The sequence below is a fragment of the Sphingomonas sp. SORGH_AS_0950 genome (assembly GCF_030818415.1).
Lineage (GTDB): Bacteria > Pseudomonadota > Alphaproteobacteria > Sphingomonadales > Sphingomonadaceae > Sphingomonas.
The window spans coordinates 2,264,348-2,278,187 of record NZ_JAUTAE010000001.1 but is presented as its reverse complement, the minus strand read 5'-3'; the positions used below and the strand labels follow the sequence as shown (position 1 = coordinate 2,278,187).

Genomic DNA, 13,840 nt, shown 5'->3' with positions numbered 1-13,840 from the left:
GGATGGCCGATCTCCGGCGGCGTGATCGGGGACAGGGTGCGGCGGCCATGTCCGCCCGCCCATCCTCGCACCGCCCCTTGCCACTGGGCCTCTTCGCGCTGGCCAATGCGGGCGGGGTGATCGCCTATCTGCCGCTTCTGACCCTGCTGCTGCCGATCAAGGTGGAGGCGATCGACGGCGCGGGGCGGATCGGCCTGTTGTCGCTGATCGCGATCTGCGGCGCGGCGGCGGCGAGCCTGGCCAATATCCTGTTCGGCTGGCTGAGCGACCGGACCCAGCGCGCCGGCCATGGCAGGCGGGTGTGGATGGGCCTGGGGATCGTGGCGATCGCCGCCAGCTATGGCGGGTTCGCGCTCGCCACCACCCCGGCGGCGCTGATCGCGGCGATCCTGGCCTTTCAGCTGGCGGTCAACGCGCTGCTCGCGCCGATGATGGCGATCATGGCCGAGGAGATACCCGACGATCAGCGCGGCACGGCGGGCGGGCTGCTCGCGCTGGGCAGTCCGGCGGCCTCGGCCCTGTCGACGCTGCTGGTCGGATCGGCGATGCTGGGCGAGCATGGCCGGATGGCGGTGCTGCTGGGCATGAGCCTGATCCTCATCCTGCCGCTGATGCTGACGCGCGCGCGGATCATGGTCCCGGTCGAGGCCAAGGGCGCATCGGGCCCGTTGCCGCCGCGTCGCGATCTGGTCGTCGCGGGGCTGTCGCGGCTGTCGATCCAGGTCGCCGCCATCGTCACCCAGGTCTATCTCCTCTATTATTTCGAGGCGATCCTGCCGGTCGCTGAGTGGGCGGCGCTGCCGCGCTGGATCGGGCAGCTCTTCACCATCGCCTTCCTCGCGCCCCTGCCGATCGCGCTGATCCTGGGGCCGCTGGCCGACCGGACCCGGCGGCGAAAGGGCATCCTGCTGGTGGCCGCGCTGGTCGCGACGGCGGGGCTGGTCGTCATGGCCTGGATCGGGATGCGGGGAATCGGCGCCGACTGGCGGATCGCGGCGGTCGCCTTCGTCGTCTATACGACCGGCTCTTCGGTGTTCGTCGCGCTCCATGCCGGGCTGATCCTGCAACTGCTGCCCGATCCGCGCCACCGGGGGCGCGACCTGGGGCTGTTCAACCTGACCAACACCGTGCCCTCGATCATCGGCGCCTCGCTGACCTGGACGTTCGCCACGCCGCAGGATTTCACCACCGTCATGGTGGTGCTGGCGCTGATGACCGGCATCGGGGGATTGGCGATCCTGGGGGTGCGGACCTGGGAGTAGGCGCCGGACCGCGTCGCAGGCGGGGCGAATGGCGGGGGCGCAGGGGAACGTCGGCCCCCGGCGGCGCATTGCCCCCGAAAAGGAGAGCGACATGGACGATGCCATCAAGCCGACGACCGAAACCGCGCGCCCCAATCTGTCGACCGAGCATCAGCGCGACGGCGATGCCCGCCGCCCCAGCGATACGCTCGACAAGGGGCAGGCCAGCACCGAGGGGGAGGATGCGCCGAAGCGGAAATCCTCGCTGACCTGAGGAGACGCCCCGTCCTATCCGTAGTGACACAAGCCAGAACGGGGCGTCGAGGACCGTGCGGAAGCCCGACCTCGCGCTCCCCTTACCGTCAGGCGGTTTAAAAAGCGCCAAGGAATCGATGAGCTGCGGCGGAATTACACCAGCCCCGGCCCCTCCACCACCAACGCGACGCCGATATCGTTGCGCAGCGCGGGGGGCAGGTCGACCTCCAGCGCCTCGGCGGTGCGGCGGAAGGGCAGCGGCGCCGGATCGCCGGGAATCGTTACCCGCTGCACCGATCCGGTCCGCGCGAGCGCGGGGAAACGCGCGACATCGTCCTCGGGCCAGCCCAGCGTGAAGCCATGGACCGCCGCCCCCTTGCGCACATAGCGCACGTCGCGCGGGGTATAATGCGAGTCCTGCCCGCCTTCGTTGAACTGGCCGCCCTTTGACGCGGTGGGGCCCTCGCCCAGCAGGCGCCAGGGGCGGGTGGCGTAGATCGCATCGCCATAACGGCGCATCCACGCGCCGATCCGCTCGACGATCGCCTCTTCTTTCTCGTCGATCGTGCCGTTGCCGCGCATCGGCACCGACACCATCATATTGCCGTTCTTGGCGATGACGTCGCACAGCGTGTGGATGATCTTGCGCGGCGTCTTGTACCCGTCACGCGCATAGAGATCGCGGTCGTAATGCCAGTTGCCGATGCAGGTCTCGGTCTGGAAGGGATAGGGCTGGATCGACTGGTGTGCGCCGCGCTCGACATCGTCGACGATTCCCGCAAGCCGCTCCGGCGGCGTATTCTTGGCGGTCACCACCGCCTCGTTGCGGCCGCCGTTCCGCTGCATCGAGCTGTTGTACATATAGGCGGCCATATCGAGCCCCGCCTGGCCCAGCGGCAGCGTGAAATTGTCGAAGTACAGGAGGTCGGGCTGATAGAGGTCGACCAGCTCGCGACAGCGCAGCCGCCACTGGCGGACAAAGGCCGGGTTGGCGGCGGGCGGCTTTTCGTCCCAGACCCGGTCGTTTTTCTCGTGCCACGCATCGGCCTCGGCGATCGAGCGGAAGCCGTCGGGCATCTTCATCGTCGGGCCGGTATAGAGCTGTTGCGGGTCCAGCCCGTCCCACCATTGCCCGCGCCCGTCCGCCCGGGTCAGCCGCGCCGCGTCATAGCGTTGCCCGGCGCGCGGACCTTCGGGATCATAGCCATAGGCGGGTTGATACCAGTGCCAGGCATGCCCCGAATGGTTGGACACGCCGAAGCGCAGCCCCCGCTCGCGCGCCAGCTTCGCCCAGATGCCGACGATGTCGCGCTTGGGGCCGAAGCGCGTCGCATTCCAGGGATGATGGCTGGACGCATAGGAATCGAAATTGTCGTGGTGATTGGCCAGCGCCATGAAATAGCGCGCGCCCGACCGCTGATAGAGGTCGAGCAGCCGCGCCGGGTCCCAGTTCGCGGCGGTCCAGCGCGGATACATCTGCATGAAGCCGACATCGGCCGGGTGGCCGTAATGCGCCAGGTGATGCCGATAGGCGCGGGTGCCCTGCAGATACATTTCGCGCGCATACCAGTCGCCCGCCTCGGGCACGCACTGCGCCGACCAGTGCGCCCAGAAGCCGAACTTGGCATCGCGGAACCAGTCGGGCGCCTGATAACCCGCGACCAGCGAGGACCAGTCGGGCCGAAACGCCTGGGGCGTCGCGGCCCCGGCGCGACCGGGAAGCAGCGCGGACCCCCCGATGCCTCCCATGGCGGACAGGAACGATCGGCGGCCGATCTGCATCGTTTTTTCCCCTTGGAGGCTGAGGCACAGGTGCGGAACCGCGAACTTGCCTGACAAAAGCACGCGCGTCCATGGGTTTGCATGGCGCAAGGCGCGGGCGTTGCGGTCCGGCACGGTGTGGCATCGCGAGGTGCCCCCACCGAAACCTGCCGCGCCCCCGGCGGGGTGATCGCATGCGATCGGGCGCATAAGCGGGGCGGTCCGTCCCTGCCGCTACCCTGGACCGGGCCGAAGCGGGATTATCCCCGAATGTCGGACAGTTGACAGACAGCGAAAAAGCGAAGAGTGATACTGGTAACGTTACCAGATATAACGGAACGAGATAGGGAGTGGAGACGATGATGACGGGAACGCGCGCCCGCCGTTCGGGCAAGAGCGGCATCGGACCGGCCAGCCTGGCGGTCCTGGCCCTGTGTATCGCCATGCCGGCCCAGGGCCAGACCGCCCCGGCGCAGGATGGCGCGACGGTCCAGCCGGGGCAGGGCGATCAGGCGGGAGCGGGGGCTCAGGCAGGGCAGGGCGATGTGGCCTCGCCGCCCGCCGATGCCGGCGAAGCCCAGACCCGCGACATCATCGTCACCGGCTCACGCATCACCACCGGCGGCTTCACCGCGCCGACCCCGACCACGGTGATCGGCGAGCAGCAGATCCAGCAGAATGCGCAGCCCAACATCTTCACCACGGTCGCGCAGCTGCCCTCGCTCCAGGGCTCGACCGGCACCTCGGTCAACACCTTCAGCACGTCGAGCGGGCAGCAGGGGCTCAGCTCCTTCTCGCTGCGCGGCGTGGGCGCGATCCGCACCCTGACCCTGCTCGACGGGCAGCGCGTCGTCGGCGCCAACGTCACCGGCGTACCCGATATCAGCCTGTTCCCGCAGCTGCTGATCAAGCGGGTCGATGTGGTCAATGGCGGCGCCTCGGCCTCCTATGGATCGGACGCGGTCGGCGGTGTCGTCAACTTCATCACCGATACCCGGTTCAAGGGGATCAAGGGCAATGTCCAGGGCGGCCTGACCACCTATGGCGACGACCAGCAGGTGCTGGTCCAGCTGGCGGGCGGCACCAGCCTGTTGAACGACCGCCTGCACCTGATCGCCAGCACCGAATATGCGCATGAGGACGGCGTCGGCGGCGGCGAGTTCGGCACCGCGCTGGCGGGCGGGCGCGACTGGTTCCGCCAGTCGACCCTGATCAACCGCAACGTCCTGAACGACGGGACGCCGCAATATCTGTTCCGCGACTATGCCCAGCCCTATAACTACACCAAATACGGCCTGATCACCGCCGGGCCGCTCCAGGGCATCGCCTTCGACCAGGCGGGCAATCCGTTCCAGTTCCAGTACGGCTCGGGCGGGGTGCCAGCGCGCGACGCGGCGGGCAATGTCCGCGGCTGTCTCCCCGGCTTCTGCCTGGGCGGGGACCTGTCGGGCAATGTCGATGCGGGCCGCTCGCTCCAGTCGAAGATCCAGCGGGTGAACAGCTATGGCCGTATCGGCTATGACTTCGCGCCCAACGGCGAAATCTATGGCACGGTCAATATCGGCCAGGTGAAGACCAACAACCAGCCGGTCGGCGGCATGAACCGCCCGAACCTGACGATCGAGTGCGCCAATCCCTATGTCCCGGCGGCGATCAAGGCGGCCTGCACCACGGCGGGCATCACCAATTTCCAGTACGGCACCAGCAACGCCGCGCTGGGCAACAGCCAGGTCTATACCGATCGTCGTCAGTATCGCTTCGTCGCGGGCGCCAAGGGGCGCGAGGCGGTCGCCGGGTCCGACTGGTCCTACGACATCTATTACGAGCACGGCACCAACTATACCGATGTCGATGTCAGCAACATCATGCTGTCGCGCCGGTTCAACCAGGCGATCAACGCCATCACGCTGAACGGCGCGATCGTCTGCGCCGATGCGACGGCGCGGGCCAATGGGTGCCAGCCGCTCAACATCTTCGGCGGTAATCCCTCGGCGGAGGCGCTCAGCTATATCATCCCGCAGAACGGCGCCTATCAGCGGACGCGCCAGACCCAGGACGTGATCAGCCTCAACTTCTCGGGCTCGCCCTTCTCGTCCTGGGCGGGGCCGGTGTCGGTGGCGTTCGGCGGCGAGTTCCGCCACGAATTCTACCGCGTGCGCGCCGATCCCTACGGCGCGGGCTTCGCGAACACCCCGGCCAACGGCGCCTATCCGGCCGACCCGGTGCTGCTGGCGGACGGCAACAACTGGTATGCGGGCAATTACAAGAACGGCAACGGCGCCTATAGCGTCAAGGAGGCGTTCCTCGAGGCCGATCTGCCGATCATCAATTCGGATGCGGGCGGCCGGGCCAATATCAACGGCGCGGTGCGCGTCACCGACTATAGCACCTCGGGCACCGTCTGGGCGTGGAAGATCGGCGGCACCTGGGACCTGCCGGTCGACGGCCTGCGCATCCGCGGCGTGACCTCGCGCGACGTGCGCGCGCCCAATCTATCGGAACTGTTCGCCGCGCCGGTCACGACGACCCTGCCGGGCTTTTTCGATCCCTTCCGCAACGTCAACGTGCTGGCGCTCCAGAACACCATCGGCAACGTCAACCTGACGCCCGAGATCGCGCGCAACACCACGCTGGGCATCGCCTTCTCCAACTCGGCGGCGATTCCGGGGCTCAGCCTGTCGGTCGACTATTACAAGATCAAGATCACCGACGTCATCTCCAGCCTGGGCGCGCAGGACATCGTCAACCTGTGCTTCCTGAACATCGCGCCGGAGACGTGCGGCGTGTTCAACCTGAACAACCCCAACGGCCCCAATTTCATCAACGTCCAGTCGTTCAACCTGGCATCGATCCTGACCGACGGTTTCGATATCGAGGCGAGCTATCGCTGGCAGCGTCCGCTGGGCCTGCCGGGCAGCCTGACGCTGCGCGCGCTGGCGACCAATATCCGGCGGTTCATCACCGATACCGGCCTGCCCGGCACCATCCCCAACGACACGGCGGGGGTGAACATCGGCAACACGCCCAAATGGAAATGGCTGGCGGTGCAGACCTATGCCACCGACGACTGGTCGCTGCTGCTGCAGGAACGCTGGTTCAGCGACGGCAAGCTGGGCAACCAGTATATCGAGTGTACCACCGGCTGTCCCGCCTCGACCGCCAACCGGCCGACGATCGACACCAACTTCATCCCCGGCGCCTTTTATTTCGACGTGGGCGGCACCTATAACGTGACCCCGGCGGTCACCGCCTATTTCAAGGTCGACAATGTGTTCAACCGCGATCCGGCCCGTTCGCCCTATTTCGTCAACCCGGCGCTGTACGACGTTCTCGGGCGGGTGTTCCGCGCGGGCGTGCGGTTCAGCTTCTAAAGGAAACAGGCCATGACCCTGTCGCGGATCATCGCTGCGTGCCTGCTGCTCGCCCTGCCGGGCAGCGCCCTGTCCATGCCGGAGCCGTCGCGGGAGCGTCCGGGGAGCAACCCGATCATCCGGGACCGCTTCACCGCCGACCCGGCGCCGCTGGTCGTCGGCGACCGGCTGTACCTCTATGTCGGGCATGACGAGGCGCAGCGGGACGAGATGTTCAACATGAAGGAATGGCTGGTCTATTCGACCACCGACATGCGCCACTGGAGGCCGCATGGGCCGATCATGAACGTGCGCGACTTCAAATGGGCCAAGAAGGACGCCTGGGCCAGCCAGACGATCTACAAAAACGGCAAATACTGGTTCTATGCCGCGGTCGAGCATGACGACACCCATCCGGGCAAGGCGATCGCGGTTGCCGTGTCCGACAAGCCGACCGGCCCGTTCGTCGATGCCAAGGGCTCCGCGCTCGTCACCAACGAGATGACGCCCAAGGGCACGCATAGCTGGGAAGACATCGACCCGACCGTGATGACCGACGATGACGGGACGACCTGGATCGCCTGGGGCAATCGGCAATGCTATATCGCGAAGCTGAAGCCCAACATGATCGAGATCGACGGCCCGATCACCGAAATCACGCCGCCGCATTTCGAGGAGGGGCCCTGGCTGCACAAGCGCGGCAAGCTCTATTACCTGACCTATGCCTCGCTCGATCGCACGACGCAGCGGGACGAGCATGTGTCCTATGCCACCGCGCCGTCGCCCAAGGGGCCCTGGACCTATCGCGGGCTGCTGACCGGATCGGGCAAGTACAGCTTCACCATCCATCCCGGCATCGCCGACTTCAAGGGCAAGTCCTACCTCTTCCTCCACAATGCCACGCTGGCGATCGGCGACCAGAGCGGATCGATCGGTCGCCGCGCGGTGACGGTCGAGCGGCTTTACTACAACCCCGACGGGACGATGAAGCCGGTGGTCCAGACCGAAGCCGGCGTCACGGCAGCGGGGCGGTAGGGGGTGAGTCCGCTTCCTCCGCTCCACCCCGGCGAAGGCCGGGGTCCAGTTGCCATGCGTCTGAAATGGTCGCCCGTGCGATCGGCTGCTCCACCGGCGTCAAAGCAACTGGACCCCGGCTTTCGCCGGGGTGGGGCGCAAACTTCAAGGACGCGGCGCGGCGGTGGAGTCGCGTTCGACCAGCCGGTGGTCGAGGATCGTGACGCGGGGCTCTCCGTCGGCCCTGGGCGCCCCGCCGCGAATCTCCTGGATCAGCATCTGGAGCGCCGCCTCCGCCAGTGCGCGGACCGGCTGGTGGACGGTGGTCAGCGGCGGCCAGAGCGTCGTCGCGGCGATGCTGTCGTCGAAGCCCGCCACGGTCAGGTCGCCGGGCACGTCCAGATGCCGCCGATGGGCGACCGAGACGATCGCGGCGGCCATGTCGTCATTGCTGGCGAAGATCGCGGTCGGCGGCGTCGCGCCGTCCAACAGCGTCTCGCCCGCGACCAGGCCCGAGGCATAGCTGTAATCGCCCTGCACCACCTGGGTCTCGATCCCGCCCGCTTCCTCGACCGCCGCCCGAAAGCCCGCAAGCCGCGCGATGCTGGCCGACTGGTCGGGATTGCCCAGCACGAAGCCCAGCCGCCGGTGGCCCAGCCCGATCAGATGCCGGGTCATGTCATAGGCGGCGCGGTTATTGTCGATGCCCACGCACACCGCATCGGGCGCGACGCCGCCGATCACCGCGACGGGCAGCCCCGCCTCGCGCAGGATCTCGCGCACCGCCGCCGACTCGCCCAGCGGCGGCGCCAGCAGCACGCCCGCGATCCGCTGCGCGATCAGCCCCTCGATCGCCGCGCGCGACGGCGGCTTGCCGTTTTCGCCCTTCAGCAGGAACAGCTGCGCCGCGCGGGTCGAGGCGTCCTCGAACACGCCGACCAGCAGCTCGCTCATGAATGCCGCGCTGGGGTTGGAATAGATCACGCCGATCCGGATCTCGCGCGCCGTGACCAGGCTGCGCGCCATCAGATTGGGCGTGTAGTTCAGCTTGGCGATCATCTCGCGGACATGCGCGCGCACCTCGTCGCGCACCCCCGCATCGCCGTTGATGACGCGCGACACGGTCATCGGCGACACGCCCGACGCCTTGGCCACATCGATGATCGTCACGCCGCGCGGGCGCTGTCGGGTACGCGTCAAAAGCCCAATATCCTGTCGTCGCGGGGCCTGTCGCCCCGGTCGTCTTCCATCGCCGTGCCTTGCCGTAAGGGGGAAGGTCAATGCCGGGGATGCGTCCCGTCGGCGAAAATCCCGATACAATCGAAAGGCGCGGCGTGACGCGATTTCCCTATATCCGCTGGACGATCATCGCGCTGTTCGTCGGTGCGATGGTCATCAACTATCTGACGCGCAGCATCCTGGGCGTCGCCGCGCCCGCGATCATGACCGAGCAGCATATCTCGGCGCAGCAATATTCCTGGATCACCGGCGCGTTCCAGTTCGGCATCATGTTCCAGCCGGTGGCGGGCTATCTGCTCGACCTGATCGGGTTGAAGATCGGCTTCACCCTGTTCGTCGCGGTCTGGTCGTGCATCACCATCGGGCATGGCTTTGCGAGTGGCTGGATGGGGTTCGCCGGGCTTCGCGGCGCCTTGGGGCTGGTCGAGGGATCGGCGCAGCCCGCGGGCATGAAGCTCGTCGCCGAGTGGTTTCCGGCGCGCGAGCGCGGGCTGGCGGGCGGCCTCTATCAGATCGGCGCGTCGTTCGGCGCAGTGTTCGCGCCGCCGCTCGTCGCCTGGGCTGTCTTCCACCATAGCTGGCGCGCGGCCTTTTTCGTGGCGGGCGGGCTGGGGCTGCTCTGGGTCGTCGCCTGGCTGCTCTGGTACGCGCCACCCGCCCGGCACCGAATGCTGTCGCCGCGCGAGCGCACGCTGATCGTCGAGGGGCAGGAGGCCGCGCTCGCCAGGAAGCGCCGCCGCCCGCCGCTGCGCGAATTGCTTGGCCGCCGTAACCTCTGGGCGATCGCGGCGGCGCGGTTCCTGGCCGATCCGGTCTGGGGGATGCTGTCGCTGTGGATGCCGCTCTATCTGGTGCAGGCGCGGCATTTCGACCTGACCCAGATCGCGCTGTTCGCCTGGCTGCCCTTCCTCGCCGCCGATCTGGGGTGCCTGTTCGGGCCGGCCGTCGTCGCCTTTCTCCAGCGGCGCGGAGTCAATCTGATCGACGCGCGGCGCGGGGCCTTCACGCTGGGTGCGGTGCTGATGACCGGCATGATGTTCGTGGGCAGCGTGACCAGCCCGGTCGCCGCCGTCGCGCTCCTGTGCCTGGGCGGTTTCGCGCACCAGACGCTGTCGGTGACGGTCATCACCCTGTGCTCCGACCTGTTCCCGCAGGATCAGGTGGCGACCGCGACCGGCGTATCGGGGACGGCGGCCAATCTGGGCGTGCTGCTCTTCACCCTGACGCTCGGCTCGCTGGTCGATCAGGTCGGTTATCAGCCCTTCTTCATCCTGCTCGGCCTGCTCGATCTGGCGGGCGCGGCTCTCCTCTGGACCCTGGTGCGCAAACCCGCATGACCCCGATCAATCCCATCCTGCGCGGCTTCAACCCCGATCCGTCGATCGTCCGGGTCGGCGAGGACTATTATATCGCGACCTCGACCTTCGAATGGTATCCGGGCGTCCAGATCCATCACAGCCGCGATCTGGCGAACTGGACGCTGGTCGCACGGCCCCTGGTGCGCGCGGGCCAACTCGACATGCGCGGCAATCCTGATGGCTGCGGCGTGTGGGCCCCCGATCTCAGTTACAAGGACGGGCGCTTCCACCTGATCTTCACCGACGTGAAGCGCTATGGCCGCACCACCATCGACGGCGCGAAGGGCGCGTCGCTGCGCGATTTCCACAATTACTGGGTGTCGAGCGAGCGGATCGACGGCGACTGGACGGACGCGGTCCATCTGAACAGCAGCGGCTTCGACCCCGCGCTGTTCCATGACGATGACGGGCGCAGCTGGCTGCTCAACATGCTGTGGGACCATCGCCCCGACCGAAAGCGCTTCGCGGGCATCGTGGTGCAGGAAATGGACCTGACCAGCGGCCGCCTGATCGGCGAACGGCGCGTCATCTTCGAGGGGACATCGCTCGGCTTCACCGAGGGGCCGCACCTCTACAAGCGTGACGGCTGGTATCATCTGCTCGTCGCCGAGGGGGGGACAGAGCGCGGCCATGCCGTGGTGATGGCCCGGTCGCGCGCCCTGTTCGGCCCCTATGAGACGCATCCCGACGGCCCCGTGCTGACCATGCGCGACAGGCCCGACGCTCCGCTCCAGCGCACCGGCCACGGCGATCTGGTCGACACGGCGGAGGGGGAGACGTGGATGGCCTATCTCTGCGGCCGCCCGCTGCCCCAGAGCGACCGCTGCGTGATGGGGCGCGAGACGGCGATCCGGCGCATGGCCTGGGGTGCGGATGGCTGGCTGCGCTGTGCCGAGGAGCCGCCGGTGATCGACGCCCCCGAACGGATCGAGGCGCATGACGTGTTCGACTCGCCCGATCTGCCCGCCGCCTTCCAATGGCTGCGCACGCCCGATCCCGACCATCTGTTCAGCCTGACCGCAAGGCCGGGCCATCTGCGCCTGTACGGGCGCGAGACGATCGGCAGCCATTTCACCCAGTCGCTGGTCGCGCGCCGCCAGACCGCGTTCCGCTATGACGCGCAGACGCTGGTCGACTTCACACCCGAGCATTTCCAGCAGGCGGCGGGGCTGGTCTGTTATTACAACAGCAGCAAATATCTCTACCTCCACCTGACCGCCGACGATGCGGGGCGGCGGCAGGTGCAGGTCCTGTCGGTCCTGCCGGTCGGCGAGGGGCGCAGCGTGCTGAGCGCGCCGGTCCCCGCGCCCGAGGGGCCGGTCGAGCTGCGCGTCGCGGTCGATCATGAGCGGCTGCGCTTCGCCTTCCGGGCCGAGGGCGCGGGCGCGTGGCAATGGCTGCCCGAGGCGTTCGACGCCAGCCTGTTGTCGGACGAGGCCACGTTGCAGGGGCTGCCCAATTTCACCGGCACCTTTGTCGGCATGGCCTGCCAGGACATGGCGGGCACCGGGCGCCATGCGGATTTCCGCTGGTTCCGCTATGTGGACGATCCCGAACCGCACGAATGACGGCAAACAGGCCGGGCGGATCAGCCGCCGCGTTGCGCCTGCGGGTAGAGCCAGGGTTTGGCGAGCGCGATGCCCGCCAGATTCTGGGTCCGCCTTATGTGGCGAAGCCGGAAGCGCCCCGGCGGGCGCGGCAGGTCGGACCAGAGCCGGTGATGCGCGCGATAGGCGGGCGGGACCCGGACGCGTCCGCTCGCCTGCCCGATGACCGCGAGCGAGTCGCCCAGCAGCAGGACGTCGGCCAGCCCCGCATCATGGGCCAGACGGGTCGCGGCGATCAGCGCCAGCCATTCGGCGTCCATGCTGTCGCCCGGTCCGGCCATGCGCGCGACTTGGGCATGGCCGCCCATCACCACCGCCCATTCCAGGCCGGTGGGGCGCAGCCCGCCGTCGAAGAAGATCTTCACGCCGCGATGCTGCGCGCGACCGCCTCGGCCGTCTTGATGCCGTCGACCGCCGCCGACAGGATGCCGCCCGCATAGCCCGCGCCCTCGCCCGCCGGGAACAGACCGCGTGTGTTCAGGCTGTGCCCGTCCTCGCCGCGCGTGAAGCGGACGGGGGAGGAGGTGCGCGTCTCGACGCCGGTCATCACCACGTCGGGATGGTCATAGCCCGCGATCTGGCGGCCGAAGACGGGAATCGCCTCGCGCATCGCCTCGACCACGAAATCGGGCAGGCATTGCGACAGGTCGGTCGGGGTGACGCCGGGGCGATAGGAAGGGGTGACCGATCCCAGGCTGGTCGAGGGCCGCCCGGCCAGGAAGTCGCCCACCCGCTGCGCGGGCGCCTTGTAGTTGGAGCCGCCCGCGACATAGGCGCGCTCCTCCCAATGGCGTTGCAGCGCCAGGCCCGCCAGCGGGTCGCCGGGAAAGTCGCGCTCCGGATCGATCGCGACGACGAAGCCCGAATTGGCGTTGCGCTCGTTGCGCGAATATTGGCTCATGCCATTGGTCGCGACGCGCCCCTCCTCGCTGGTCGCGGCGACCACCGTGCCGCCGGGGCACATGCAGAAGCTGTAGACGGTGCGCCCGTTCTTGCAGTGGTGCGAGATGTGATATTCGGCCGCGCCCAGGATCGGATGTCCCGCCTGGTGGCCGAAGCGCGCGCGGTCGATCCAGCCTTGCGGATGCTCGATGCGCACCCCGATCGAAAAGGGCTTGGCCTCGACATGGACGCCCGCCGCCTGGAGCATCGCGAAGCTGTCGCGGGCGCTGTGCCCGATCGCCAGGACGACGTGATCCGCCTCCAGATAGCCGCCGCCGTTCAGATGCAGCCCGCGCACCCGCCGCTCGCCCGCACCGTCGGTCTCGATGTCCAGCCCGTCGACGCGGGTGGAGAAGCGATATTCGCCGCCCAGCTCCTCGATGGTCGCGCGCATGCTCTCGACCATCGTCACCAGGCGGAAGGTGCCGATATGCGGATGCGCCTCGGTCAGGATCTCGGGCGGCGCACCGGCCTTCACGAACTCGGTCAGCACCTTGCGGTTCAGGTGGCGCGGGTCCTTGATCCGGCTGTAGAGCTTGCCGTCCGAAAAGGTGCCCGCCCCGCCTTCGCCATATTGGACGTTGGATTCGGGGTTCAGCACGCTGCGCCGCCACAGGCCCCAGGTGTCCTGCGTCCGCTCGCGCACCACCTTGCCGCGCTCCAGCACGATCGGCCGGTATCCCGCCTGCGCCAGCACCAGCGCGGCGAACAGGCCGCAGGGGCCCGCACCGATGACGACGGGGCGCTTCGCACCCGGCGGCGGCGCGGCCGGCAGGTGATAGCGGGTGTCGGGGGTCCGCTGCACATCGCGGTCGCGACGAAAGCGTTCGAGCACCGCCGCCTCGTTCTTCAGGTTCACGTCGACCGAATAGACGAGCTGGATATTGCCCTTGTCCCGCGCATCATGGCCGCGCCGGGCGACGGTGAAGCGGATCATGTCGCGCGGGGTCACGCGCAACCGGCGGCAAATGGCCGCGGGCAGTGCCTCGTCCGCATGATGGAGAGGCAGTTTCAATTCACTGAGGCGGATCATCCCGTGCGCCATACAGAATTGCGCGGCGGGCCGCCATTGC

10 protein-coding genes are annotated in these 13,840 nt (G+C 68.1%); 6 read left to right on the top strand and 4 right to left on the bottom strand.

The window, feature by feature from the left end; genetic code table 11:
* Window positions 1-2: 2 nt before the first annotated feature.
* Window positions 3-1,262 (top strand): MFS transporter, encoded by a 1,260-nt coding sequence (locus tag QE385_RS09930; protein WP_307101374.1) that lies wholly within the window; start codon window positions 3-5, stop codon window positions 1,260-1,262.
* Window positions 1,263-1,353: 91 nt separating this feature from the next.
* Window positions 1,354-1,515 (top strand): hypothetical protein, encoded by a 162-nt coding sequence (locus tag QE385_RS09925; RefSeq protein ID WP_307101372.1) that lies wholly within the window; start codon window positions 1,354-1,356, stop codon window positions 1,513-1,515.
* Window positions 1,516-1,649: 134 nt separating this feature from the next.
* Here QE385_RS09925 and QE385_RS09920 read toward each other — a convergent pair whose 3' ends face one another.
* Entirely contained in the window at window positions 1,650-3,278 is a 1,629-nt protein-coding gene (locus tag QE385_RS09920) for an alpha-L-fucosidase (protein WP_307101370.1), read from the bottom strand.
* Between the two features lie 341 nt (window positions 3,279-3,619).
* Here QE385_RS09920 and QE385_RS09915 point away from each other — a divergent pair, with 341 nt between their 5' ends.
* Window positions 3,620-6,628 carry a TonB-dependent receptor plug domain-containing protein gene (locus QE385_RS09915; protein ID WP_373424716.1) on the top strand — a complete coding sequence of 1,003 codons (3,009 nt, stop codon included), beginning with the start codon at window positions 3,620-3,622 and terminating at the stop codon, window positions 6,626-6,628.
* Between the two features lie 12 nt (window positions 6,629-6,640).
* Window positions 6,641-7,642, top strand: coding sequence for a glycoside hydrolase family 43 protein (locus QE385_RS09910; RefSeq protein ID WP_307101368.1), 1,002 nt, complete (start codon window positions 6,641-6,643; stop codon window positions 7,640-7,642).
* Between the two features lie 144 nt (window positions 7,643-7,786).
* Here QE385_RS09910 and QE385_RS09905 read toward each other — a convergent pair whose 3' ends face one another.
* Complete coding sequence (locus QE385_RS09905) at window positions 7,787-8,821, bottom strand: LacI family DNA-binding transcriptional regulator (RefSeq protein WP_307101366.1); 1,035 nt, start codon at window positions 8,819-8,821, stop codon at window positions 7,787-7,789.
* A gap of 134 nt (window positions 8,822-8,955) precedes the next feature.
* Here QE385_RS09905 and QE385_RS09900 point away from each other — a divergent pair, with 134 nt between their 5' ends.
* Together QE385_RS09900 and QE385_RS09895 are read left to right on the top strand one after the other, a co-directional pair.
* Window positions 8,956-10,197: an MFS transporter gene (locus QE385_RS09900; RefSeq protein ID WP_307101363.1), complete on the top strand. Its 1,242-nt coding sequence runs from the start codon at window positions 8,956-8,958 to the stop codon at window positions 10,195-10,197.
* Window positions 10,194-11,786: a glycoside hydrolase family 43 protein gene (locus tag QE385_RS09895; protein WP_307101361.1), complete on the top strand. Its 1,593-nt coding sequence runs from the start codon at window positions 10,194-10,196 to the stop codon at window positions 11,784-11,786. The genes QE385_RS09900 and QE385_RS09895 overlap by 4 nt, the downstream gene beginning before the upstream one ends.
* Before the next feature lie 20 nt (window positions 11,787-11,806).
* On the opposite strand, the gene QE385_RS09890 is transcribed toward QE385_RS09895, so the two are convergent.
* Window positions 11,807-12,190, bottom strand: a complete 384-nt coding sequence (locus tag QE385_RS09890; protein WP_307101360.1) for a reverse transcriptase-like protein — start codon at window positions 12,188-12,190, stop codon at window positions 11,807-11,809.
* On the bottom strand, window positions 12,187-13,800 hold the full coding sequence (locus QE385_RS09885) for an NAD(P)/FAD-dependent oxidoreductase (RefSeq protein ID WP_307101357.1): 1,614 nt from the start codon (window positions 13,798-13,800) through the stop codon (window positions 12,187-12,189). Before QE385_RS09885 ends, QE385_RS09890 begins: the two co-directional genes overlap by 4 nt.
* Window positions 13,801-13,840 lie beyond the last annotated feature (40 nt).

Excerpts from the sequence above, each read along its gene's own strand:
- QE385_RS09920 (WP_307101370.1), bottom strand. The coding sequence starts at position 3,278 with ATGCAGATCGGCCGCCGATCGTTCCTGTCCGCCATGGGAGGCATCGGG.
- QE385_RS09915 (WP_373424716.1), top strand. The coding sequence starts at position 3,620 with ATGACGGGAACGCGCGCCCGCCGTTCGGGCAAGAGCGGCATCGGACCG.
- QE385_RS09925 (WP_307101372.1), top strand. The coding sequence starts at position 1,354 with ATGGACGATGCCATCAAGCCGACGACCGAAACCGCGCGCCCCAATCTG.
- QE385_RS09885 (WP_307101357.1), bottom strand. The coding sequence starts at position 13,800 with ATGATCCGCCTCAGTGAATTGAAACTGCCTCTCCATCATGCGGACGAG.
- QE385_RS09910 (WP_307101368.1), top strand. The coding sequence starts at position 6,641 with ATGACCCTGTCGCGGATCATCGCTGCGTGCCTGCTGCTCGCCCTGCCG.
- QE385_RS09930 (WP_307101374.1), top strand. The coding sequence starts at position 3 with ATGGCCGATCTCCGGCGGCGTGATCGGGGACAGGGTGCGGCGGCCATG.
- QE385_RS09895 (WP_307101361.1), top strand. The coding sequence starts at position 10,194 with ATGACCCCGATCAATCCCATCCTGCGCGGCTTCAACCCCGATCCGTCG.